This window comes from Chryseobacterium sp. II3a, from assembly GCF_057815135.1.
In genome coordinates, this window is sequence record NZ_JBYPZJ010000005.1 from 180,694 (window position 1) to 203,670 (window position 22,977).

The 22,977-nt window shown below is 35.9% G+C and carries 24 protein-coding genes and 1 riboswitch; of the genes, 8 read left to right on the forward strand and 16 right to left on the reverse strand.

Features of this window, described 5'->3' with window-relative positions; translation table 11 throughout:
- Positions 1-50 precede the first annotated feature (50 nt).
- The 3 genes from AC3HD6_RS13965 to AC3HD6_RS13975 form a co-directional block, all read right to left on the reverse strand.
- A complete protein-coding gene (locus AC3HD6_RS13965) occupies positions 51-779 on the reverse strand; it encodes a hypothetical protein (RefSeq protein WP_488896891.1) in 729 nt (242 codons plus the stop codon).
- Positions 780-1,030: 251 nt separating this feature from the next.
- Positions 1,031-1,219: a hypothetical protein gene (locus AC3HD6_RS13970; protein ID WP_488896892.1), complete on the reverse strand. Its 189-nt coding sequence runs from the start codon at positions 1,217-1,219 to the stop codon at positions 1,031-1,033.
- 115 nt (positions 1,220-1,334) lie between these two features.
- A complete protein-coding gene (locus AC3HD6_RS13975; protein ID WP_488896893.1) occupies positions 1,335-1,691 on the reverse strand; it encodes an arsenate reductase family protein in 357 nt (118 codons plus the stop codon).
- Between the two features lie 118 nt (positions 1,692-1,809).
- Here AC3HD6_RS13975 and AC3HD6_RS13980 point away from each other — a divergent pair, with 118 nt between their 5' ends.
- From AC3HD6_RS13980 to AC3HD6_RS13995, 4 genes are all read left to right on the forward strand, one after another.
- On the forward strand, positions 1,810-2,277 hold the full coding sequence (locus AC3HD6_RS13980; protein ID WP_068942579.1) for an acyl-CoA thioesterase: 468 nt from the start codon (positions 1,810-1,812) through the stop codon (positions 2,275-2,277).
- 339 nt (positions 2,278-2,616) lie between these two features.
- Positions 2,617-2,684: riboswitch (Fluoride riboswitch) on the forward strand.
- Between the two features lie 31 nt (positions 2,685-2,715).
- On the forward strand, positions 2,716-4,023 hold the full coding sequence (locus AC3HD6_RS13985) for a voltage-gated chloride channel family protein (RefSeq protein ID WP_488896894.1): 1,308 nt from the start codon (positions 2,716-2,718) through the stop codon (positions 4,021-4,023).
- 198 nt (positions 4,024-4,221) lie between these two features.
- Entirely contained in the window at positions 4,222-5,097 is an 876-nt protein-coding gene (locus tag AC3HD6_RS13990) for a LysR substrate-binding domain-containing protein (RefSeq protein ID WP_488896895.1), read from the forward strand.
- Positions 5,098-5,400: 303 nt separating this feature from the next.
- The gene (locus tag AC3HD6_RS13995; protein ID WP_488896896.1) at positions 5,401-6,336 is read left to right on the forward strand and encodes a YeiH family protein; all 936 of its coding nucleotides are present in this window, start codon (positions 5,401-5,403) and stop codon (positions 6,334-6,336) included.
- 78 nt (positions 6,337-6,414) lie between these two features.
- Here the strand turns inward: AC3HD6_RS13995 and AC3HD6_RS14000 are convergent, their stop codons facing one another.
- The 9 genes from AC3HD6_RS14000 to AC3HD6_RS14040 all read right to left on the reverse strand — a co-directional run bounded on the left by AC3HD6_RS14000 (position 6,415) and on the right by AC3HD6_RS14040 (position 13,191).
- Positions 6,415-6,597 carry a hypothetical protein gene (locus tag AC3HD6_RS14000; protein WP_068942571.1) on the reverse strand — a complete coding sequence of 61 codons (183 nt, stop codon included), beginning with the start codon at positions 6,595-6,597 and terminating at the stop codon, positions 6,415-6,417.
- A gap of 342 nt (positions 6,598-6,939) precedes the next feature.
- Complete coding sequence (locus AC3HD6_RS14005) at positions 6,940-7,125, reverse strand: hypothetical protein (protein ID WP_068942570.1); 186 nt, start codon at positions 7,123-7,125, stop codon at positions 6,940-6,942.
- Between the two features lie 131 nt (positions 7,126-7,256).
- A complete protein-coding gene (locus AC3HD6_RS14010; protein ID WP_488896897.1) occupies positions 7,257-8,498 on the reverse strand; it encodes an MFS transporter in 1,242 nt (413 codons plus the stop codon).
- A gap of 73 nt (positions 8,499-8,571) precedes the next feature.
- Complete coding sequence (rny, locus tag AC3HD6_RS14015) at positions 8,572-10,137, reverse strand: ribonuclease Y (protein WP_488896898.1); 1,566 nt, start codon at positions 10,135-10,137, stop codon at positions 8,572-8,574.
- A gap of 231 nt (positions 10,138-10,368) precedes the next feature.
- Positions 10,369-10,656, reverse strand: a complete 288-nt coding sequence (locus AC3HD6_RS14020; protein WP_045495179.1) for a cell division protein ZapA — start codon at positions 10,654-10,656, stop codon at positions 10,369-10,371.
- Positions 10,656-10,958: a hypothetical protein gene (locus AC3HD6_RS14025; protein ID WP_068942564.1), complete on the reverse strand. Its 303-nt coding sequence runs from the start codon at positions 10,956-10,958 to the stop codon at positions 10,656-10,658. The genes AC3HD6_RS14020 and AC3HD6_RS14025 overlap by 1 nt, the downstream gene beginning before the upstream one ends.
- A gap of 139 nt (positions 10,959-11,097) precedes the next feature.
- Positions 11,098-11,883 carry a type IX secretion/gliding motility protein PorT/SprT gene (gene porT / locus AC3HD6_RS14030; protein WP_488896899.1) on the reverse strand — a complete coding sequence of 262 codons (786 nt, stop codon included), beginning with the start codon at positions 11,881-11,883 and terminating at the stop codon, positions 11,098-11,100.
- A 3-nt stretch (positions 11,884-11,886) separates the two neighbouring features.
- The gene (ubiE, locus tag AC3HD6_RS14035; protein ID WP_068942560.1) at positions 11,887-12,618 is read right to left on the reverse strand and encodes a bifunctional demethylmenaquinone methyltransferase/2-methoxy-6-polyprenyl-1,4-benzoquinol methylase UbiE; all 732 of its coding nucleotides are present in this window, start codon (positions 12,616-12,618) and stop codon (positions 11,887-11,889) included.
- A gap of 3 nt (positions 12,619-12,621) precedes the next feature.
- Positions 12,622-13,191, reverse strand: coding sequence for a hypothetical protein (locus AC3HD6_RS14040; protein WP_045495171.1), 570 nt, complete (start codon positions 13,189-13,191; stop codon positions 12,622-12,624).
- A gap of 101 nt (positions 13,192-13,292) precedes the next feature.
- Between AC3HD6_RS14040 and AC3HD6_RS14045 the strand changes: the two genes are divergently transcribed.
- Positions 13,293-14,360 carry a 3-oxoacyl-ACP synthase III family protein gene (locus AC3HD6_RS14045; RefSeq protein ID WP_488896900.1) on the forward strand — a complete coding sequence of 356 codons (1,068 nt, stop codon included), beginning with the start codon at positions 13,293-13,295 and terminating at the stop codon, positions 14,358-14,360.
- A 69-nt stretch (positions 14,361-14,429) separates the two neighbouring features.
- The gene (locus AC3HD6_RS14050; RefSeq protein ID WP_488896901.1) at positions 14,430-15,635 is read left to right on the forward strand and encodes a metallophosphoesterase; all 1,206 of its coding nucleotides are present in this window, start codon (positions 14,430-14,432) and stop codon (positions 15,633-15,635) included.
- A 150-nt stretch (positions 15,636-15,785) separates the two neighbouring features.
- Here AC3HD6_RS14050 and AC3HD6_RS14055 read toward each other — a convergent pair whose 3' ends face one another.
- Entirely contained in the window at positions 15,786-16,538 is a 753-nt protein-coding gene (locus AC3HD6_RS14055; RefSeq protein WP_488896902.1) for a polysaccharide deacetylase family protein, read from the reverse strand.
- An 84-nt stretch (positions 16,539-16,622) separates the two neighbouring features.
- Positions 16,623-17,588, reverse strand: a complete 966-nt coding sequence (locus tag AC3HD6_RS14060) for an NAD-dependent epimerase/dehydratase family protein (protein ID WP_488896903.1) — start codon at positions 17,586-17,588, stop codon at positions 16,623-16,625.
- 341 nt (positions 17,589-17,929) lie between these two features.
- On the opposite strand from AC3HD6_RS14060, the gene ggt reads away from it, so the two are divergent.
- Both ggt and AC3HD6_RS14070 read left to right on the forward strand, forming a co-directional pair.
- A complete protein-coding gene (gene ggt / locus AC3HD6_RS14065; RefSeq protein ID WP_488896904.1) occupies positions 17,930-19,618 on the forward strand; it encodes a gamma-glutamyltransferase in 1,689 nt (562 codons plus the stop codon).
- 186 nt (positions 19,619-19,804) lie between these two features.
- Complete coding sequence (locus AC3HD6_RS14070; RefSeq protein WP_488896905.1) at positions 19,805-21,085, forward strand: dicarboxylate/amino acid:cation symporter; 1,281 nt, start codon at positions 19,805-19,807, stop codon at positions 21,083-21,085.
- Between the two features lie 93 nt (positions 21,086-21,178).
- Here the strand turns inward: AC3HD6_RS14070 and AC3HD6_RS14075 are convergent, their stop codons facing one another.
- Together AC3HD6_RS14075 and AC3HD6_RS14080 are read right to left on the reverse strand one after the other, a co-directional pair.
- Positions 21,179-22,030, reverse strand: a complete 852-nt coding sequence (locus tag AC3HD6_RS14075) for a diacylglycerol/lipid kinase family protein (protein ID WP_488896906.1) — start codon at positions 22,028-22,030, stop codon at positions 21,179-21,181.
- A 44-nt stretch (positions 22,031-22,074) separates the two neighbouring features.
- Positions 22,075-22,902 carry an RsiV family protein gene (locus tag AC3HD6_RS14080; protein WP_488896907.1) on the reverse strand — a complete coding sequence of 276 codons (828 nt, stop codon included), beginning with the start codon at positions 22,900-22,902 and terminating at the stop codon, positions 22,075-22,077.
- Between the last annotated feature and the right edge of the window lie 75 nt (positions 22,903-22,977).

The window sequence follows — 22,977 nt, forward strand, 5'->3', positions numbered from 1 at the left end:
CTCTGCGGTTTTTATTTTATCAATTATTTTTTGAACAGACCAATATCAGATTACGCAGTACCTCCTTCTCCATCCATCCATCTTCTCATCTGAACTCTATGAGCTGGTGTCTCTTCTATTCCTCCTGCTAAAACGTTTAAAATCTTATCCCAAAGATTTTTTTTCTTAGACTGGGATTCTTTTAATTCATTGTAAGCGAGAAGATATTCATGTTCATATTTACAAGCTTCATCATCCGAATAATTCCAGGGAATATGATTAAGAATATCCATCGTTAAGTGATCAATTTCACTAGGTTCCAGTGCTTCCATCATTTTCAGTTTGAGATGATAGGTTTCAGAAATGGATAATATTTTACCGAGTGAACTCTTGATTTCTTTCCAATTATCATCCCATTTTTGAAGATTATCATCTACAAAAATGGCCATTCCTATCCTTTCCATTTCTATTAGGTTATCCAATACCATTGTTTTATACTCTTCATGAGAGTACCAGATTTGAACCAGATCAGTAGTGTCTTTTTTTCTAAATTTTTCTTCTATTTTTCCCAAAATACCTAGAAGGGTATCAGAATTTTCTGTCAGCTTAGATTTCTCTCTTATCCATAAATTGATAACCATGCTGTCCTTCGTTGTTGCAATCAACCTGCCGCATTCTTCGATTCTTGATCTTATTTTTTGATCATTGGTTTGAATTTCTTTATTGGTTGTCTTAATGTCTACAGCAAGTTTCCTTAGACTTTGCACCGCTTTAATGATCGGGTTGAGTTGTTTTTCCATCATTGAGTTGTTTAAATGTGTTTAAAGATTTGATAATTTCACCAAAAACAAATTTACAAACATTTCAATAAAAACAGAATTTAAAAACAAAACCAAAACACATTTCAATAAAAAAATAAATTATTATCAAATAACAACACCAAAAAACATAAATAACAAAAAAAACATAATAAAATAATTATGTAAAGATGATTTTTTTAACCTTCATTTTGCTACCAAAAAGAGACTGCATTTCTACAATCTCTTTCTTCTTATCTGCAGTAGCAGCAAAGCGATCTATCCGGGGTACACATATCTCCTATTCCCGGATGGCTTGAAACTACACCTCCTGCTTCACCACAAAGTGTATAGCAATTGGGTACAATGACTTTTCCACCCCCTTTAATTTCTTTTAATGTTACCCTGTTAAGCTTTTGGCTTCTAAAAATGTTTTGATTCATAATACTATTTTTTGGTATTTAAATATAAGAATAAAACTTTAAAACACTACACATCAGTGTTTTAAACAAAAAAGACTCCGCAAACGGAGCCCAAGCTTATAATTATTAAGTAACATTATTCTTCTACTCCAAAGAATGTTCTTAAAGCCGATATATTGGTTTTATCATTTCCTATAAAAATTTCCTTGTCTGTTATGAAGACAGGACGTTTTAAAAAGGTGTAGTGATCCAATAACAATTCTTTGAAATCTTTCTCTCCCAAAGACTTTACATCTAATCCTCTCAACTTAATCTGAGTAGATTTTCTACTGAACAATGCCTCATATGACTTTGCCAGTTTGTGCATTTCTGTTAATTCTTCTTTGGTAATAGGTTGTTTTTTAATCTCACGAAGCTCCCAGTCCGTAAGATCAAATTGTGCTAAAATTTTTCTGCAGGTATCACAGGTATTCAGATAAAATACTTTCTTCATTGCTATTCTTGTCAGTTATTTGTTAAAATTCTACTTCATTATTATTTCGTCTTTCAAAAGTAGGATTTAATCTAAAACTTTCGAAATTATTAAATAACTTTATTCAAATTTTATAAAGATGCAGAACAAACCTATTACTTTTCAGTTTATTTCAGAACCATCGGATGTTAACTATGGAGGAAATGTACACGGCGGAAGTGTTATGAAATGGATTGATCAGGCAGGCTATGCTTGTGCTACCACGTGGAGTGGAAATTATTCAGTGACGGTGTATGTTGGTGGAATCCGTTTCTATGAACCTATAAAAATTGGAGAAGTGGTAAAAGTAGATGCTCAGGTGATCTATACCGGAAGCTCGAGTATGCATATTTCTATCAATGTCTTTTCCCGAAACCTGAAGCAGCCTACTTTTGATAAAAAGACACACTGTATTATCGTTTTTGTTGCGGTAGATGAAAACGGTAAAAAGCTTCCAGTACCCAAATGGATTCCTGAAACAGAAGAGGAGAAACAAAAGGAACAATATGCCAAACGTCTGATGGAGCTGCGAACACAGATTGAGGATGAGATGAAACCTTTTTTGTAGGAGTTTAGGGAGGGAGACTGAGATTTAAGGTGGGTGTAAAATGTATTTTGATGACTATTGAATGAAGAAATAGATCTCAGAATTAGGTATCTCGTTTTCGTAGGGTATACCAAATGATATAAAGATTTAAAATGTTTTAAGTTTTGGCTAAAGCCAATGGATGGGTTAATTTTTCAGATGGGCTAAAACCCATCCCTATTGATGTTGATATCCGAATGGATAATGGTTATAGCTAATAGTTGTTTAATGGCAAGATCTTTTATCTTTTATCTTTTATCTTTTATCTTTTATCTTTTATCTTTTATCTTTTATCTTTTAATCTTAATTTATATCTTTGTTCCATCAAAAGGAAATGGTGTTCTTCCTTCCCCAACCGCTTTACAAAAGCTGATGACGCCTGATTAAGAGATTATTAATGAATAACTAATCAGGATTATTATGTCAAAACATCAACGAACACTTGGTCAAAAAGCAATTTTTCACACGCAATTTTTCTTCAGAAAATTTCCAGCAATTCCTTATATTGGTAAATGGCTGCTCATCAGCATTATCATTGGGGCACTGGTTGGAAGTGCTTCTGCTGGGTTTTTGCAATCCTTGGAATGGGCTACAAATTTCAGAGAAAGTCATATATGGCTGATCGCTTTACTTCCTCTTACCGGTTTTTTAATTGGACTTATTTATTATTATTGGGGAAAGGACGTTGAAGCGGGAAATAATCTTTTGATTGACAATATTCATGAATCGAAAGGAATTATACCTTTTAAAATGGCTCCTTTTGTTTACTTGGGAACCATTGTCACCCATTTTTTTGGCGGTTCAGCAGGACGTGAAGGAACAGCCCTTCAGATGGCAGCGGCTATTGCAGATCAGTTCAGTAAACCTTTTAAGCTTGATCAGAATGAAAGAAGAATATTAATTATCTCTGCCATTGCCGCAGGGTTTGGCTCTGTTTTCGGAACACCATTAGCCGGGGCCGTTTTCGGGCTTGAAGTTTTCCTGATCGGAAGAATACGGTATAATGCAATATTCCCAGCTTTTGCATCAGCCATACTAGCAGATTGGGCAACAACTCTATGGAATGTAAAGCATACTCATTATTATATTGATTTTATTCCTAAACTAGAGCTTTTACCGATTCTCTATAGTATTTTAGCTGGAATTGCTTTTGGAATTTGTGCGGCTGCTTTCAGTAAAACCATTCATTGGGCAGGTTCTGTTTTTAAATCAAAGATCAAATACCCGCCGCTTCGTCCGGTTGTTGGTGGAGCTATTGTTGCTCTGGCTGTCCTGCTCATGGGCACAACACGATATATTGGTCTTGGAGTTCCTGTCATTGTTGAATCTTTTGAAAAGCAGCTTCCATTGTATGATTTTGCTCTGAAAATGGCTTTTACGATCATTACCCTTTCCGCAGGCTTTAAAGGAGGGGAAGTTACTCCTTTGTTTTTTATCGGAGCTACATTGGGAAGTGCATTATCTCTGTTTATCCCATTACCTTTTGGGTTATTGGCAGGCATGGGATTTGTGGCTGTATTTGCAGGAGCTACCAATACACCATTAGCCTGCATGCTGATGGGAATTGAATTATTCGGGGCTGAATGTGGTGTATATGTTGCTATTGCCTGTGTGGTTTCTTATCTTCTTTCGGGACATAACAGTATTTACAGTAAACAGAAAATCGGAGAAGCTAAAAACAGAAGATATGAAAGCCAACAGGACAAATCTATTTCTGAATTTCTTTAACCATCCTGCCAAAGCTTCTTTAAATTTTCCCTCCACTCAAGCGAAGGAAAGCCTTCACACATCAAATATGATTAAGTATAAAAGAGTTAAAACACACCCTCAAACGTTGAGGCTCTAAAACTTTCCAATTTCAGAACAAGCATCAGGTATCATAAACTCTCCTACTCGAAATACAACTATAATCCGTACTTTTGCGATATGTTCGATTACAGGTTAAAAGTTTTCCATACCGTAGCTTCCAGACTGAGTTTTACCAAGGCTTCTGAGGAGCTTCACATTTCACAGCCGGCAGTTACGAAACACATCAAAGAAATTGAGGTACAGCTGAGCACCAAATTATTTGACAGAAAAGGAACTTCTATACAATTGACGCAAAGTGGCAAAATCCTGTTTGAATATGCTGAAAAGATCAGAAACATCTACCGTGATCTGGAATTTGAGATCAGCCAGATCAATCAGCAGCATAAAGGAAAGCTTATTATTGGAGCCAGCACCACTGTTGCCCAATATATTTTGCCTGAAATCCTGGCCAAGTTCAACGCCTATTATAAAGACATTAAAATAGAGCTTCTGACTGGAAATACAGAAGCTATTTCTGCTCTTTTAAAAGAAGAAAAGATTGATTTGGGTATTATTGAAGGGGAATCACAATCTTCTTATTTTGATTATAAAACATTCAAACCTGATGAAATTGTTCTTGCCGCCAGATCAGACCACGCTTTAGCTCATAAAACACTACAAGTAAAAGACCTGTATCAGATTAATCTTATTTTTCGTGAACAAGGCTCCGGAACTCTTGAATTTATACAAAACCGGTTAAAAGAAAAGGATATTAACATCCATGAACTGAATACCGTCATCCAATTGGGAAGCAGTGAGAGTATTAAAAATTATCTTCTTCATTCGGATTGTATGGCCTTTCTTTCTATCAGTACCATTCTTAATGAACTGAAAAATAATGTTCTTACAGTGATTGACATTAAAAACTTCAGCATTGAAAGAGATTTCCATTTTATCCTTCCCAAAGGGGAACAGTCTGAATTGATAGAGCTGTTTTTAAGATTTGCTGAATAATTTTTTACTATGCCAATAGATAGTTTAAATATGGAGTTTACTTATTAAAACCCATTAATTTTTTAAGTTTTGGCTAAAGCCAAATGGATGGATTACTTTTTTAGATGGGCTAAAGCCCATCTCTATTGATGTTGATATCCAAATGGGTAATAGTTATAGCTAATAGTTGTTTAACGGCAAGATCCTTTATCCTTTATCCTTTATCCTTTATCCTTTATAACTTATAGTTATCCAATATAACAAAATACAATTTACTTTATAATAACATATTGCCGAATTTTGACCCATATTAAAGTTCACAATATGAAAGATTTCATTCTTAATGAAACAACACGAAAAGTAATTTTCATTGGACTGTCAGTTTTATGTCTGACTCCACTTATTTCATCGCCCATTGCTCTGGCGTTAGGTTTTATTCTGGCTGTTTTTATGGGAAATCCATTTGAAAAACATTTACATCAATATATTCACCTGCTTTTACAGATCTCTATTGTCGGATTAGGTTTTGGATTAAAGCTGGATGAGGCACTTCATGCTGGAAAAACAGGATTGATGTTAACTGTTGTAAGTATTATCAGTGTAATGATTCTTGGCTATTTTTTAGGAAAGATCTTTAAACTTGAAAGACCTTTATCCTATCTTTTGTCTGCCGGAACTGCCATCTGTGGTGGAAGTGCCATTGCTGCAGTTTCTCCTATCATCAAGCCCAGCACAAAGCAAATTTCTTTGGCACTAGCCATTGTTTTTACATTAAACTCCATTGCGCTGTTCGTTTATCCCGCTATCGGGCATCTTTTACATCTTTCTCAGGAGCAGTTTGGATTATGGTGCGCAGTGGGAATCCATGATACGAGTTCTGTAGTAGGAGCGGCCAGTAAATATGGCAATGAAGCTTTAAAAATCGCTACCACCGTTAAATTAGCCCGTGCTTTATGGATTATTCCGGTTTCCATTATTACCATGTTTATTTTTAAAAGTAAAGATTCAAAAATTAAAATTCCGTGGTTCATCGGATATTTCATTCTGGCTATTCTGCTAAATACTTATTTTCCTGTTATGGATCAATTCAGCTCTGCAATTACTTCTTTTGCAAAATCCGGACTCAACCTGACCTTATTTTTTATTGGTTCTACCCTTTCTATCCAGACCCTGAAAATGATAGGCTTTAAACCTTTACTTACCGCTGTATTGTTGTGGGTGACCATCAGTATCGGAAGTTTACTTTACATCATTCACTAAAAGCAGCAGCACCCTTCTGAAATCAGGAGGGTGCTGCCTATTAAATGTGGAAATGTTTATTTCATATTTCAATAATTTCTATACTTCACCACAAGTATAAACCTGCAGACAACCCATATATATTGAGCAATAGTCAGGACCTGTCACCGCACCTGAACAGCTGCATCCGCAAAGAGATAAATCCGGTTTACCGCTTACTCCTCCTGTAATACTTTTAAGATCTTGTTTTTTTAGCTTTTTTGCATTTTTAAAAATGTTCATGTGATTTAGTTTTTTAATTAAAAAATATAGTTTTAGTTACTTACCAAAGTTAAACAAATATTAATTACACGCAACTTATTTTAATAATTTTTTAAATAAAATACTGATTACAAATAAATTAATATATCAAAAAATACAAAAAACCACCTTTATTTATTAAACAAATTAAATCTAACTATTAAAATAAAGTTTATAAGATAAGCTTTAACAGCCAGTAAAATCAATGAAAATAAATCCAAAGCTGCTATCTAAGAAATGTCAATATCCTGGTCTATTTTTTAAGTTTTAATAAAAAACCTTTCGATTTCTCAAAAGGTTTTTTATTAATAATAGTATTTTCATTTAACAAGTCATGACCTGCAGACATCTTTTATATTCCTTACAATACGATGGGCCCGTCACTGCGCCTGTACAGCTACAGCCACATTTCGAAAGATCCGGGGTGACTACACCACCAACACCTCCTACAATATCTTTAAGAGAATCTCTTTCCAGCTTTTTGGCATTTTTAAAAATGTTTTGTGACATGATGATTTGATTTTAATTAAACATATATTTTGTTAGTTCATTTTTAAAATTAAATAAATAAAAATTATTCATCACATAAAAAAATGTTAATTAACTCAATTTCATAGATATAAAAGTGGATGAAATATCATTTATTCCGTAAACTCCAGATCCCTGTCGTGGGTTTCTGAAATTGTTAGTGAAGAATAAAATGCCAACCCGAATACTACCACTCCTACAATCGCAGCACTTTCTACTACTGAAAAATTACCTTTAAGAGAATCAAATCCCAGAATCATGACAGGCACCAACCCTCTTACCATATTGGGAACAGTAGTGGTAGCTGTATTTCTGATATTCGTTCCAAACTGTTCTGCTGCTAAAGTGACAAACATCGCCCAATATCCGGTACCAAAGCCCAACCATACACAGAATAAATAATATTTTGTTTCCGTATTGGTGTTTCCAAACAACATAATGCCTACCCCTGCCAAAGTAAAAAGAAGCATATAAAATATAGCCATCTTACGCGATTTTAAAGCATGAGAAATAAAACCACTCATCAGATCCCCCACAGAAATACCTACATAAGCCCACATAATTGCTTTTCCGGGACTGAGATCCTTTATTCCGAATTCAGGAGCAAATTGATTGGCTAAAACAGCCAGAATCCCTATACAATACCAGGTAGGCAATCCTACAGCAATACATTTCAGATACCGTATCAATCTGTCCTTATTGGTGAAAAAGGACAGAAAGTTTCCTTTGGAAACATTTTTATGCTCAATATTTTTATAGATCCCTGACTCTGAAACACTTATCCTCAGCAGTAATAACAGGATTCCCATTACCCCGCCAATGATGTAGGAAATGTTCCATCCGCCGGCTAATTCTACTGTTAATTGGGCGACAACAGCACCCATCAATCCAAAGCCGGCCACTACAGAAGTTCCGATTGCTCTCAAACTCTTCGGCAGACTTTCAGAAACCAGGGTAATTCCTGCTCCAAGTTCTCCGGCAAGACCTATTCCTGCAATAAACCTTAAAGCAGCATATTGATACACTAAATGCTCTTTTGGAAAATAAGGCAGAAAACCACAGGCAATATTTGCGAGGGAATAGACAAGAATAGAACCGAAAAGCACGGAAAGTCTTCCTTTTTTATCTCCGAAGACTCCCCAGAATACACCTCCTATAAGAAGTCCAACCATCTGACAATTCAGTATGAATGTTCCATCAGCATCCGGATTAAGCCCTAATGCTTTTAAACTGGGAATCCTTACAATCCCAAACAGAAGAAGATCATAGATATCTACGAAATAGCCAAGAGCCGAAATAATAACGGGAATAGAGAAAATGTACTTTAGTTTTGAGGACAGTGATAGTTCTTGCATTGTTAAGTTTTGATAAAAATAAAAAACCTTTCAATTTCTTGAAAGGTTTTTATAAAATATCTTATTCCGATTATTATCTTGCAATATTCACGGCTCTTGTTTCTCTGATTACGGTTACCTTCACCTGTCCAGGGTAAGTAAGTTCATTCTGGATCTTTTCAGAGATATCGTAAGAAAGTTGAGAAGCAACTTCGTCGTTTACTTTTCCACTCTCCACCATTACTCTTAGTTCTCTACCTGCCTGAATTGCATAAGCACTTGATACTCCATCGAAGCTTAATGCTGCAGATTCAAGATCTTTTAGTCTCTGGATGTAAGATTCCAGTACTTGTCTTCTTGCTCCCGGTCTTGCTCCTGAGATGGCATCGGCTACCTGAATGATTGGAGATAGTAGAGACTTCATTTCAATTTCGTCGTGGTGAGCTCCAATAGCATTCACTACTTCTGGGTTTTCACCATATTTCTCAGCCCACTGCATTCCTAATAAAGCATGTGGTAATTCTGATTCCTGCTCAGGAACTTTACCGATATCGTGTAAAAGACCTGCTCTCTTAGCTAACTTAACATTTAATCCTAATTCAGCAGCCATTGTTGCAGCAATGTTTGCTACTTCTCTTGAGTGCTGTAATAAGTTCTGTCCATAAGAAGAACGATATTTCATTCTACCAACGATCTTGATTAATTCAGGATGTAATCCGTGGATTCCTAAATCAATAATCGTTCTTTTTCCTACTTCAATGATCTCCTCTTCAATTTGTTTTCTTGTCTTTTCTACAACTTCTTCGATTCTTGCCGGGTGAATTCTACCATCGGTAACCAATCTGTGAAGTGATAATCTTGCAATTTCTCTTCTTACCGGATCGAAGCATGAAAGAAGAATAGCTTCCGGAGTATCATCTACAATAATCTCAACTCCTGTTACTGCTTCTAAAGCACGGATGTTTCTACCTTCTCTACCAATGATTCTACCTTTTACTTCATCAGATTCAATGTTGAATACTGATACTGAGTTTTCGATAGCCTGCTCGGTCCCGATTCTCTGGATCGTTTGGATAACAATCTTTCTCGCTTCGTTTTTAGCATTCAGCTGAGCTTCTTCCATGATGCTCTGAACATGAGCCTGAGCTCTTGTTTTAGCTTCAGCCTTCATGGTTTCTACCAATTCTGCTTTAGCTTCATCAGCGGTATAATTAGAGATTTTTTCAAGGATCTCTACTTTTTTAGTAGTAGCAATATCTAATTCCTGCTGTTTTCTGTCTAGAATTTCGTTCTTCTTAGCGTAATCTGCAATTTGTCTGTCTAGATCTTTCTCTAATTTTGCAGTCTTACTAAGTTCGTCAGTCACTTTGTGTTCCTTATCCTTCGTTCTTTTTTCAGCTTCCTGCATTTTTTTCTCGCGGGCCTGGATATCAGCATCATGCTGTGATTTCAGTTCAAGGAATTTTTCTTTAGCCTGAAGATTCTTTTCTTTCTTTATGGATTCAGCCTGTACGTTAGCTTTTTCTATAAGGTTTTCGGCGTTTTTCTTTGCATCATCTATAATAAATTTTGCTTTAGTATTCAGAGAACTCCTGGAGAAAAATAACCCCACAGCAGCCCCGATTACTAAACATACAACACCGACTATAACTTCTATCATAATGTATATTGAGTTTTAATTGTATTCATATCCTTTAAAAATAAAAAAGCCTACAATAATCCAGAGATTGAGAGTAAACTCCTAATCAACACGATTTGAACTGATTTCCACTGTCTGTAATCCGGAAGACCGGCACGCCATTCAGAGGACATTTGTTCGGTAATTGTTTAGCGTTGAGTTTACCTTTAATGTGTTAGAATTATTGTAGGCAGTTTGTTCAGGAAAAAAAATCTATTTCCCGATTTCATTCAACGATTGATTAATCTGTTGCAATCTCTCGTTGGTTGAATTAATATTTTTCTCGTAGTTAAGAGATACTACTTCTGCATTGGTTCCCAGTTTCAGGGCACACATCGCCAAAGCATCCTGTTTATCTCTTACATCGAAGTTTTGTTCAAAATCTTTAATCATATTCTCGATCTGCTTCCCTACCTTACGCAAAGTTTCCTCCTCTGCTGCCGGTACGTTCAGCGGATATACTCTTCCTGCAATGTTGACGGTTATTCTCCTTACCTCCATTATAATCCACTGTTTTGAAGCTGAGCAATACAGAAATCAATTTCTTTTACCAATCTGTTGATATGGTTTTTCATTAACCTATTGTGTTCAGGATTTCCTGATATTGCTGAATAAAGTTTTATATTTTTTTGTTCTTCTGCTAATACCTGATTTCTTCTTCTCTCCTCATCATATTTCACCTTCAGCTCTTCATGCTCACTACTTAATTCTGATAACTTTTCAGTAAGATTTCTGTAATTCTTTTGCAGAGCCAAAATTTTTCTCTCTAATTCTGAAAAATTGTTTTCTAAATCTTGAAGCATTTCAGGTTTGTATATTCTAACTAGAAGCAAAAATAAAAAAATATTAACACTAACAAAAATAAATAGTCGTATATTTTGATCTCCCCACAAAAAAGGAGATGCAAAAGCATCTCCTGAGTATTTTTAATAGGATAATTTCTTATTCAAATTTCAGTACGAACATTATCGCTCTGGTCTGTAAAGTAGATACTGCAGAAGCCCAGTAAGGAGGTGTAGTAGCATTATCAGCCACTTTTTCATTATTCATGAAGAATGTTCCTCTTATGGCAGGCGTCAATTTAAATTTGTTAAAATAAAACTGAATTCCCATTTCTGCAGACCATGCGAAGTTGTGGGTAGTAGATCTGAAGATCTGCTGCATATTGTCATCTGTAGAACTGGAATTAGACTGTAGGTTCACTATGTAGTTCACCCCCGCAGCAACATAAGGTCTTGAATTATACCATCTTCGCCCGTGAAGCTCCAAAAGTACCGGAATGTCAACCAATGTAGATTTAATATCCCTTACTTTATCTTTTTCCTGTAAAGGGATTGGCGTGAAAGGAGGATTAGTTACAGACCCACCTGCATACGCATCATTGGATTGAGTATTAAAAGTCAACTGTCTTTGTGCAAACTGCAGCCCCGGCTCTGCTCTTACATCCAGATAATCATTCAGTCTCCATTTTGCAATAAGCCCGGCACCGAAACTGTAACTTTCCTTGGTACTGGTAACAAGATTTTGATTATCTTTCATCCCATAGGTTGGATGTAATACGATTCGGTAGCCCAGTTTATTCCCGTTCAAATAAAAACCCCAACTGAATTTCTGCTCGTCGAAATCTTCCAACTTATCCATTCTGTTTCGGGTTCTAAATTGCGCGTTTGCAAAAACGGCAACATTTACTGAGGTTAAAACCAGTGCTTTTAATAGAAATTTATTCATAGGTTACTTTGTTGCTTTATAAATTGTGGCTATACCTAAACTTAGTTTTTTATATTCAACTTTCTTAAATCCCGTATCTAAAAGAATTTGCTTCATCTTCTCCCCAAAAGGAAAAGCATTTACAGAATCCGGAAGGTATGTATACGCCCTATTATCTTTAGAAACCAACCTACCTATTGCAGGCAATATATTTTTGAAATAAAACATATAAAATGGTCCCATGAAACCCTCAACCTTTGAAAACTCCAGTATATAAACACTCTTGTTATCTTTCACTACTCTTCTTAACTCTGCCAAACCTTTGGTAAGGTTCTCAAAATTCCTTACTCCAAATGCAACGGAAACAGCATCAAATCTATTGTCCTCGAAAGGTAAATTTTCTGCATCTCCTTTTTGCATGGAAATTTTGCCGTCTAATTTAAGTTTTTTTATTTTAATAACGCCAACATTGAGCATTTGTTGTGATAAATCTAAACCAACTACTTTTGAACCGGTTCCTTTTTCAATAGTAATTGCCAGATCTCCCGTTCCTGTAGCCACATCCAGCACTTCTTGCGGGTTATCATTTTTCATCCATTTCACCAATGTATTTCTCCATAAAACGTCAATTTTCATGGATAAAACATGGTTCAAAAGGTCATACTTCGGCGCAATATTGTCGAACATATCCTCTACCTGGCTTTTCTTTGTAGCCTCAGAATTGTAGGGAGTAACTTTAGTGATATCTTTTGTCAAAACTTAAAACTTGTAATATTCTTTATAATAATTTAGGAAATCCTGTTTTCTGAAGACCTTTGATCTCGATTCCACTTTCTGGACATTCTTGATCACCTTGTCATAATCTTCATCTACATTGTAATAAAAATCTTCTGTGTAAAGCTTATTGAAACGCTTTGCTCCTCCGTAGTAATCCTTTCCGTCAATCACAGTCTTGTCAAGCGCTGTCAATAACGAATCTTTTTTAAGGTTATACCCGTAGTACTGATCATTCACGTAGTAATCCTGATGCGCGATATTGAGCAGACCACGAAGTTTGTTGACTTCAAATGCTGAATCGTAAAGCATTTTTTTATTCTGATCGAAAACCTGAATAGAGTTTTTTCCCTTATTCAAATCCACATGCACATACTGCCCCGCTGATATAATACCTTCAGAACCATTATTGATCTTAAAGTAATACGTGTTCGGGGTAGGATTATCTACCACATAATAATTCTTCTTGGCTAAAAAAAGGAAGTAGATCCCAAAGGCAACGATAAACGCCACACCTGCAATAAGTAAGCCTTTTAAGGATGGGTTGTTTTTCATAGATTGTAAAGTACAATTTTTGCAAATTTAATAATATTTTTAATTCTCCGTTATTAATATTAATTATTAACTTTGCATCTTTAAAAAAATCATATAAACGAATGCCGAATACGATCATTATTGGCTCTGGATCTTACATTCCGAACAGAGTTATTGGTAGAGATTACTTTATGAATTCCGAGTTCTACACTGAGGACGGAGTAAAGATTGAAAAGCCTGTGGAAGAGACCATTGCGAAGTTTGTAGAAATTACAGAAATCGAAAACAGGAGATTCATTGAGGATGATCTTTCCAATTCACAGATCGGTTATGAAGCCGCAAAAATTGCCCTTGAGGATGCAAAAGTAGACGGTGAAGAACTGGATTATATCATTTACGCTAGTAATTTCGGGGAAGTTACTGAGAACGGATATGCGGACTTTATGCCAACAATGGCAGCGAGAGTTAAAAATAAACTGGGAATCAAAAACAGAAAATGTGTAACGTATGACATGATTTTCGGATGCCCTGGATGGGTGGAAGGTATGATTTTAGCAGATAACCTTATCAAAGCTAAAGTAGCCAAAACCATTCTCATTATTGGAGCTGAAACTTTAAGCCGTGTAACAGATCCACACGACAGAAACAGAATGATCTTTGCTGACGGTGCCGGTGCAGTAGTGGTAAAAGCAACTGATGAAGAAAATGTAGGGATTATCGCTCACAATACAATTTGCGATAACGGCCCTGAATTAAACTATCTTGAAAATCAACCTTCTATCAACAAAGAAGTAGATCAAAAACGTTTATATGTAAGAATGTTAGGTAGAAAAATCTATGAATATGCTCTTAAAAATGTTCCTGTAGCCATCAAAGATACCATTACAGATGCTGGCCTTTCTATTGAAGATATCGATAAAATCCTTATCCACCAGGCTAATGCAAAAATGGATTACGCAATGATCGAAAGACTTCACAGACTTTATGAAGTGAAAGAATATGATCACGCCATCTCTCCTATGACAATCCAAGACCTTGGAAATACGTCTGTTGCAACCATTCCTACTATGTATGATTTAATAATTAAAGGAAAAATGGAGGGTCAATCGTTTAAAGAGAATGGTAACATTGTAATGACTTCGGTAGGTGCCGGAATGAACATCAATGCTATCGTTTACAGATTTCCTTAAAAATAATTTTAATTAAAAATATAAAAAGCACAAAGGAAGTCTTCTTTTGTGCTTTTTTTGAATCAGAATATGCAAAAGAATTTTCTAATTATCGCCGGAATCTTCCTATTTCTGGAAGTTTATATTTATCAGGCTGTAAGAACACTGACCGATAATTTCTGGATAAGAGCCAGCTATTGGGTAATTTCTTTACTCGTATACGGAATATTCGCTTACGAAGTCACCCACTACCAGAAGTCAGATCGAAGTACTGTGAGAGCCCAGATCATGATCTCCCTATTTCTGGTATTTATCCTTCCAAAAATATTTATTGTTTTATTCTTATTAATTGATGATCTCATCAGAATCGGAGGTTATCTGATTGGTTTCGCAAAACCTTCGGAGAATTTCTTCCCGGAGAGAAGGAAGTTCCTGAGCCTTGTTGGATTAGGAATGAGCGGTGTTCTTTCAGCTCTTTTCATAGATGGTATTACGTTTGGAAAATACAGACATAAAGTAAGGAGAGTAAGAGTAAATTTCACCAATCTGCCGAAAAGCTTTAAAGGATATAAAATCATTCAGATCTCCGATGTTCACAGTGGAAGTTTTTCCGACCCAAGCAAACTACAACATGCTGTTGATCTGATTAATGAACAAAAGCCTGACCTTGTTTTATTCACCGGAGACATGGTGAATAATGTTGCAGATGAGTTCAAGCCTTTCATTCCTTTGTTTTCAAAGATTAAAGCGAAAGATGGTAAACTTGCTGTATTAGGAAATCACGATTATGGAGATTATGTAACCTGGAATTCTCCTGATGCCAAAAAGAAAAACCTTGACACCCTGATCGATTATGAGAAGCAGGCTGGATTTGACATGCTAAGAAACGAACATCGAGTGATTGAGAGAAACGGAGAGAAAATCTACATCCTTGGTGTTGAAAACTGGGGACTTAAACCTTTCCCTCAGTTTGGTAAAATTGATAATGCCTTAAAAGGAGTTCCTGAATCAGCCACTAAGATTTTAATGAGCCATGACCCTACCCATTTTGATTATGTAGTAAAAAAACATCCGGGAAACATCCATTTGACCCTTTCAGGACATACTCACGGAATGCAGTTTGGCTTAGATCTTAAAAATATAAAATGGTCACCAGTACAGTATAAATATCCCAAATGGGCTGATTTATATGAGAGTGAAGGAAAATTACTGTATGTCAACAGAGGATTTGGCGTATTGGGATATCCGGGAAGAGTTGGAGTATTGCCGGAAATTACTCTTTTTGAGTTGAGCTAAAGGTCCGGGCTTTGGGATGCGAGTTATTAGTTGCTGGTTGTTTGGTTGCGAGTTACGGATTGTTTTTGCTCCTGTTATCTACAACGTCAAACTCTAAATCCCTAATCCCTAATCCCTTTAACCTGAAACCTACTACCTAACGTCTGCCACCTAAAAAATATAATCCTTCATACGGGAAGTGGCCATTTCTTTTTCATTGATAAAAGAAAGAAAATCCTCCAGCTTATCCTCCATTTTTCGGCCTGAAAACAATTTTCTGTAAAAAGGAATATCAAAACGGTATTTATTAAAATCTGTAAACTGCCAGATGTTAAGATAAATCAGTACAAATTCTTCATTCTGTAAGGTCTCCATCACCATATTCTGATAATACTTCATAGGCAGAATCTGAAATACAAAATCATTATAAGGTAATTGGCTGTATGGAGAGATACTTTCCGGCACAATACTTAATCCGTCTTCTTCTGTAATTTCAGTATCTCTTTTCAGACGTTTGAACGGAAAAAGAATATTAGCATTGTCGATATTAGAGAGATAGTTAAACTCTAAAAGCTTCAGACTTTCCTGTGGAATTTTTACGTCTTTCTGACGAATTCCTCTGATTTGTTTCTCCAGAAGATCCTGAATATTCTTCTTGGCGTTTTCGATTTCTTCAAGATTTGAACCTTGATTATAAAAAGCAATTTCATGCCCTTTGGATGAAATTGCTTTTATAAGATTTTGCAATTTTTCAGTGAGAGAAATCTCTATAAAAAAACTTGCTTTTGTATCATGAATATCTAAAATTCTGAGAATCGCTTTTGTATTCTCTTCTGTTATTTTCAACCTTTCATCAGCGGTAATCTGGAAACCTTTTTTCGTTCCAGCTTCAATTTTTGCAATGTTAAAAGTCAATAATATCATTTAAATTAAATTTTAGATAAAAATTATAATTAATTAAAAATCAAATGTTAAAATAATATTTAATTAAAGTATTACTTTATATTATTAATTCTTAGCTAATTTTACTTTAAGATTCTTAATCATATCTTTTGACATTTCGGAAATTCCGAAATCGTAAGTCAGTCCCCAATCTTTTTTAGCAACGGAATCATCAATAGAAGCCGGCCATGAATCTGCAATTGCCTGTCTGAAATCCGGGTTATAATCAATACTGAAATCCGGGATTTCTTTCTTGATTTCTTCTGCCAATTCTTTTGGTGTAAATGACATTCCACCTAAATTATAAGATGAACGAACGGTCAAACTTTCCTTCGGAGCATCCATTAATTTCAGGGTAGCATTGATCGCATCATCCATATACAACATTGGCATTCCTGTATTCTCGGAAATAAAGCTTGTATACTTTCCTTCCTCAATTGCTTTATAGAAAATCTCAACAGCATAGTCTGTTGTTCCTCCACCAGCCGGAGTCTTCCAAGAGATTAATCCAGGATATCTGATACTTCTTACATCCACTCCATATTTGTCGAAGTAATATTCACACCACTTCTCCCCTGCCATCTTAGAAATTCCATAAACTGTTGTTGGATTCAGCACAACATCCTGTCCCACCTCATGCTTTGGAATTCCTTTTCCAAACACCGCGATTGAACTTGGCCAGAAAATCTTTTTAAGAAGCCCTTCTTTCGCCATTTCACAAAAATGAAGAAGAGGTTCAAGATTTAATTTCCAAGCAAAAATTGGCTGTTTTTCCGAAGTTCCGGATAAAAGGGAAGCAAGGTGATACACTGTAGTAATGTCATAATCTTTTATGACCTGTCTCACTAATTGAGTATTGGTAACATCCATTCTCTCATAATGACCTGCTGAAGTAATTCCTTCCTGCCATCTGTCCAGACCTGAAGCGACAACATTTTCCGCTCCGTGAATTTCAACAAGTCTGTTGGTAAGCTCGGTGCCGATTTGTCCCAAGGCACCTGTAATTAGTATTCTTTCCGTATAGGATTCCATTTTTCAGATTTTTTTTAGAATTGTACAAAAGTAAAAAAAACATGTCAACCATAATAATAAAGGTGAATTTAAAATGTATTCCCAAATTGCCATGAAAATTTTCTAAGTTAAATACTGGGAAAAGCAGGAAGCCTGACGCTTGAAGAAGGAACCTATTAAAGTCTTAAAACCCTGAAAAATCAACAATATAACCTATGAGCACCCTTACATAGGTTATAAAACCAACAGAAACTTCCAGCTCCCCTCTTCCAGCTTCCCAACCACCCCTCCTGACTTTCATTATTCCAAACCCAGGTTATTGATCTAATTTCCATATTTTTGTTATAAGAAAAACAATCATTATGAAGAAGATCTTAATTGCTTCGATTATATTAGCCAGCCAGCTTAGCTGGGCCCAGTTTACAGATATCAATATTGTAAAGGAGGTAAAGGTTAAAAATAAAGGTGTAGTGGTCTCTGCACACCCATTAGCAAGTGAAGCGGGGGCTAAAATCCTTAGAATGGGAGGAAATGCTTATGATGCCATTACGGCGACCCAGTACGCTTTAGCCGTTGTATATCCACAGGCAGGAAACATTGGTGGTGGCGGGTTTCTGGTAGGAGTAAAAAATAATGGCGAAAAATTCACTTTAGATTACCGCGAAACAGCTCCTAAAAAAGCTTCCAGAGACATGTATCTCGATAAAAATGGTAAAGCCAACACTGATTTATCTCAAAACGGACGCCTGGCAGTAGGTATTCCAGGAAGTGTTGCTGGTTTTTTTGCTACGCTGAAATACTGCAAACTTCCGATGGAAAAAATAATTCAGCCGGCTATTGATCTTGCAGAACAAGGGTTTGCCATTACTGAGCAGGAAGCTGATATGCTTAACAACAATAAGGAACATTTCAAGAAACATAATAAATCTTCTATTATTTTCGTGAAGGATGCTCCATGGAAAGCTGGCGATCTTTTAATACAGAAAGATCTGGCAGAAACCTTAAAACTAATCCAAAAACTAGGCGCAAAAGGATTCTATGAAGGTAAAACAGCAGACCTTCTTATTTCTGAAATGAAAAAAGGAAACGGAATCATTACACTGGAAGACCTAAAAAATTATAAGGTTGCAGAAAGAAAAGCCCTGGAGTTTGAATATAAAGGGAACAATGTGGTATCAATGCCATTACCTTCCAGCGGAGGGTTACTTCTTGCTCAGATGCTAAGAATGGCAAGCTTTGAAAATCTTGAGAAATATCAGCAAAACTCAGCACAGGCTGTCCAGATCATGACAGAAGCGGAAAGAAGAGCTTTTGCAGACAGAGCAGAATATATGGGTGACCCGGATTTTATTCAGGATAAAACTTCTTATCTGATTTCGGATGACTATTTAAAAGGCAGATGGAAAAGCTTCAGCTTTGATAAAGCTACTCCAAGTTCGGAAGTAGGAAAAATCATAGAACAGCCTAAAGAATCTACTCAAACCACCCATATCTCCGTGCTTGATAAGGATGGAAATGCCGCATCTGTAACCACTACCCTGAACGGATATTACGGAAGCAAAGTTTTGGTTTCCGGAGCAGGATTCTTCTTAAATAATGAAATGGATGATTTTTCCATCAAACCAGGAGTTCCGAATATGTTTGGAGCAGTAGGTGGAGAAGCCAATGCTATTCAGCCGAATAAAAGAATGCTTTCTTCCATGACTCCTACCATTCTGCTTAAAAACGGAAAACCTTATATGGTAGTGGGAACTCCGGGAGGAACTACCATTCCGACCTCTGTATACCAATCTATCGTTAATGTAGTTGATTTCAAGCAAAATGCAAATATTGCAGTTAACGCTCCTAAATTCCATCATCAGTGGCTGCCGGAAACCATAAAAGTGGAAAATAACTTCCCTGAAAGCACTATTAATGAACTGAAAAAGAAAAATTATACTTTTGAAAAGGTAAAACAGATTGGTAAAACAGAAGTGATTGTCCTTGACGAAAACGGAAACATTCATGCCGTGGCAGACGGACGTGGAGACGATTCTGTAGCAGTGGAATAATCATTCTCTTCATCAACAATATAGCTTCGGCTTCATTCTGGGGACAGTTTTGTCTTCAACTAATGAAGCCGAATCCTTTTTATACCTATCAGATCTTAATCCCATAGATTAATTTTCATGACTTTTGTCAGTTTTTAAGAGGAAAATTCTTAATTTTCGCCCTTAAAAAAACAAAACGACTGTTCATTGAAAGCAAAAAAAATATACAATCAGCTTTATTTTCAGGTGATCATTGCTATAACTGCAGGTATTCTTCTTGGAAACTTTTACCCTGAACTGGGAGAAAAAATGAAACCTTTAGGGGACGGCTTTATCAAATTGGTAAAAATGATCATTGCTCCGGTCATTTTCATAACGCTTACTCTGGGAATTGCCCACATGACCGATCTAAAAAAGGTAGGAAGAATTGCCGTAAAAGCCATGATTTATTTCTTCACCTTCTCTACCCTCGCCCTTATCATCGGTTTGGTAGTTGGAAATCTCTTACAGCCAGGTCATGGTTTAAATATTGATCCTTCTACTCTTACCGGAAATGTTTCAGAATATCAGAAAAAAGCTCATGAATCTACTCTTACAGGATTCATTATGAATATTATTCCTGAAACCCTTTTTAGCCCTTTGGTAGGCGAAAATATCCTTCAGGTGCTACTCGTTGCTATTTTAACGGGTGTTGCATTGGTATTAACCAAAGAAAAAAGCCAGAAAGTAACTGATTTTCTACAGGCTTTATCTGCTCCGGTATTCAAAATCGTTCATATTCTGATGAAACTTGCGCCAGTTGGAGCTTTTGGAGCAATGGCATTTACAATAGGAAAGTATGGACTACATTCGATTCTGAATCTTCTTTTTCTTGTGGCGACTTTTTATATTACCTCTTTTCTTTTTGTTGTTTTGGTCTTAGGTGCTGTTGCCTGGTATAATGGTTTCAATATTTTCAAACTGCTGTTTTACCTTAAGGAAGAACTTCTTCTGGTTTTGGGGACAAGCTCTTCGGAACCTGCCCTACCTGGTCTTATGGAGAAAATGGAAAAAGCAGGCTGCTCGCGAACCATAGTAGGTCTTGTAGTTCCTACCGGATATTCTTTTAACCTTGATGGGACTAATATTTATATGACTCTCGCTTCTCTGTTTATAGCTCAAGCCCTCAATATTCATCTTCCTATTGAAAAGCAACTCATGCTTCTTTTGGTTGCCATGTTAAGCTCAAAAGGTGCAGCTGGCGTTACCGGCGCAGGTTTCGTTACATTGGCAGCAACTTTAGCAGTAGTTCCGGAGATTCCAATTGCGGGAATGACACTCATCTTGGGAATTGACAAATTTATGAGTGAATGCCGTGCCTTAACGAATGTTATCGGGAACTCTGTAGCCACTGTAGTAGTGGCTAATTGGGAAAAACAATTAGATAAAGATCAGCTTCACTATTGTCTGGATAACCCTCATGTGATTGAGAAACAACTGGAGCAGTAATCTTGACAATAATGAATGTCAATGATCAATTTGTTTTGCAAGTGAATTGTGAATAAAAAAAGTGTATACCCTACATTTAGCAAATCTTGAACCTTATATCAAAATATTCAAGCTAGCTGGCTGTACTTTCACATGAATTGGTGATTCTATCTTATTAAATTCACCATCCAAGTGCCAGTTTTTGGTATTGACTTTAAATGAAATTTCTGAAACAGGAAGATATGTAACATATTCATCATCTTTTAGCCTCTTGGTAAACATTCTGAAGGCAAACAATGCAGAATAAGTCAGCGGGAATTTTTTCACCAATACCATATCTACCAATCCATCACTTTTGCTTGCTTGTGGTGCAATATAGGCGTTATTCCCAAATTGGCGGGTATTGGCAATATTCAGCATCAGGTATCTTCCGTTGTACTGTTTGTATTCTTCATCAAAAAAAGTAACCTTAATCGGTCTATAATTGAAAAACGTTTTCAATGAAACTTTGATGTAGTTTTTGAAACCGCGGCTAGTTTTTTCAAACTCTTTAACTACCTTTCCGTCAAATCCTGTTCCTGAAACGTTAATGGAAAGCCTATCATTGACTGTAAAAGTATCTATTTTTCTGGACTGCTTAGCCTTTATTTTCTCTAAAAGCTCGTCCAGATTCTTACTGAAACGGGTTTCATTGGAAAATCCATTTCCTGAGCCCGCCGGAAAGATTGCTAATATTTTATCTGTAGAAATCAAATTCTTGGCAACGGTAGAAATAGTTCCATCGCCTCCGATCGCTACAAAAATATCAACCTCATCAAAATGGGTTTTGATAAATTCGTCTGTTCCCGGAATAGATTCTGAGACATAATACAAAGGATTACCGACTTTATTTTTAAGTTCTTTCAAAAACGGCTGATAATTCTTTTTGGCCGAAAAAGGATTGATGATAAAAGCTACTTTTTCCATTACCGCAAAAATAGAAAATGCTTCCTGAACCCGGAAGCATTAAGTTATTTAATTTTCATTCTTTCTTTAAATTCTGCATTTAAGGTCCCTTTCAGCTCTTCCCATGAAATAGGAATCGTGATATCTCCTGCTGCAAATGCCGCAATTTCATAGGGGCTGTAATGAAAATACAGATTTTTATCATCAAAATAGAAATTGTCTGAAGCAGGAATCTTTTCAACCAACAGCATTTCAGAATTTTTTACACTTCCGTCCCCATCCATTGTCCCACTGTTGATATTATTGATATTTTTCATCAACATGGTTTCAAGTTTACTTTTGGGAGTAGAGGTAATATCTTTTAGTTCTAGTTTTTTATTATTTTTAAGATCAAAGATTCTTTCAGAAAATCCATAGTTATCATGCGCTCCTCCTTCATAGCCGCTTCCTGTATACTGAATATGAAGATACCCATTGGTATTGGATACAAGATTCATATGGGAGCTTGAGTACCAATCCTGAGCATATGTAATGTCTGAAGCCCAATCTTTACTATCATTCTTTACAGAGCTGAAATAATTATTCTTCTCACTCTCTAGATAAGTTTGCAATCCTGCCTTGGAAAAATCTTTTATTTTATCGTTCTGAAAATAGATACTGTCTAGCAGCGTTTTATCTTTTATAGTAGGAAATACCAATAATTTGGAGGTATAGGTAAGTTTTAATGAATCCGTAATTTTTGTAGAATCTTTTACTATTACTGAATCTACTGCAAATTCTTCAGGCTTTTTATTTTCCGTTTTCTCTGTTGATGTTTCTGCTGTTTCATTTTTCTTACAGGCAGTAAAAACAAAGAACGAAGAAAGTGCAAGAACGGCAATCGTATTTTTCATAATTTTAATTTTTGATATTCAATACAAAAACCATTCAAAAGATGAATGGTTTTAAAAAATTTATTCAAAAAAATA

Bases quoted from the DNA above. Each gene is read 5' to 3' on its own strand.
- AC3HD6_RS13965 (WP_488896891.1), bottom strand. From the start codon at position 779: ATGGAAAAACAACTCAACCCGATCATTAAAGCGGTGCAAAGTCTAAGG.
- AC3HD6_RS14080 (WP_488896907.1), bottom strand. From the start codon at position 22,902: ATGAAAAATACGATTGCCGTTCTTGCACTTTCTTCGTTCTTTGTTTTT.
- AC3HD6_RS13990 (WP_488896895.1), top strand. From the start codon at position 4,222: ATGTTCGATTACAGGTTAAAAGTTTTCCATACCGTAGCTTCCAGACTG.
- ggt (WP_488896904.1), top strand. From the start codon at position 17,930: ATGAAGAAGATCTTAATTGCTTCGATTATATTAGCCAGCCAGCTTAGC.
- rny (WP_488896898.1), bottom strand. From the start codon at position 10,137: ATGATAGAAGTTATAGTCGGTGTTGTATGTTTAGTAATCGGGGCTGCT.
- AC3HD6_RS14025 (WP_068942564.1), bottom strand. From the start codon at position 10,958: ATGCTTCAAGATTTAGAAAACAATTTTTCAGAATTAGAGAGAAAAATT.
- AC3HD6_RS14055 (WP_488896902.1), bottom strand. From the start codon at position 16,538: ATGATATTATTGACTTTTAACATTGCAAAAATTGAAGCTGGAACGAAA.
- AC3HD6_RS13980 (WP_068942579.1), top strand. From the start codon at position 1,810: ATGCAGAACAAACCTATTACTTTTCAGTTTATTTCAGAACCATCGGAT.
- porT (WP_488896899.1), bottom strand. From the start codon at position 11,883: ATGAATAAATTTCTATTAAAAGCACTGGTTTTAACCTCAGTAAATGTT.
- AC3HD6_RS14000 (WP_068942571.1), bottom strand. From the start codon at position 6,597: ATGAACATTTTTAAAAATGCAAAAAAGCTAAAAAAACAAGATCTTAAA.
- AC3HD6_RS14060 (WP_488896903.1), bottom strand. From the start codon at position 17,588: ATGGAATCCTATACGGAAAGAATACTAATTACAGGTGCCTTGGGACAA.
- AC3HD6_RS13970 (WP_488896892.1), bottom strand. From the start codon at position 1,219: ATGAATCAAAACATTTTTAGAAGCCAAAAGCTTAACAGGGTAACATTA.
- AC3HD6_RS14040 (WP_045495171.1), bottom strand. From the start codon at position 13,191: ATGAAAAACAACCCATCCTTAAAAGGCTTACTTATTGCAGGTGTGGCG.
- AC3HD6_RS14045 (WP_488896900.1), top strand. From the start codon at position 13,293: ATGCCGAATACGATCATTATTGGCTCTGGATCTTACATTCCGAACAGA.
- AC3HD6_RS14020 (WP_045495179.1), bottom strand. From the start codon at position 10,656: ATGGAGGTAAGGAGAATAACCGTCAACATTGCAGGAAGAGTATATCCG.
- AC3HD6_RS14005 (WP_068942570.1), bottom strand. From the start codon at position 7,125: ATGTCACAAAACATTTTTAAAAATGCCAAAAAGCTGGAAAGAGATTCT.
- AC3HD6_RS14075 (WP_488896906.1), bottom strand. From the start codon at position 22,030: ATGGAAAAAGTAGCTTTTATCATCAATCCTTTTTCGGCCAAAAAGAAT.
- AC3HD6_RS13995 (WP_488896896.1), top strand. From the start codon at position 5,401: ATGAAAGATTTCATTCTTAATGAAACAACACGAAAAGTAATTTTCATT.
- AC3HD6_RS13985 (WP_488896894.1), top strand. From the start codon at position 2,716: ATGTCAAAACATCAACGAACACTTGGTCAAAAAGCAATTTTTCACACG.
- AC3HD6_RS14010 (WP_488896897.1), bottom strand. From the start codon at position 8,498: ATGCAAGAACTATCACTGTCCTCAAAACTAAAGTACATTTTCTCTATT.
- AC3HD6_RS14050 (WP_488896901.1), top strand. From the start codon at position 14,430: ATGCAAAAGAATTTTCTAATTATCGCCGGAATCTTCCTATTTCTGGAA.
- AC3HD6_RS13975 (WP_488896893.1), bottom strand. From the start codon at position 1,691: ATGAAGAAAGTATTTTATCTGAATACCTGTGATACCTGCAGAAAAATT.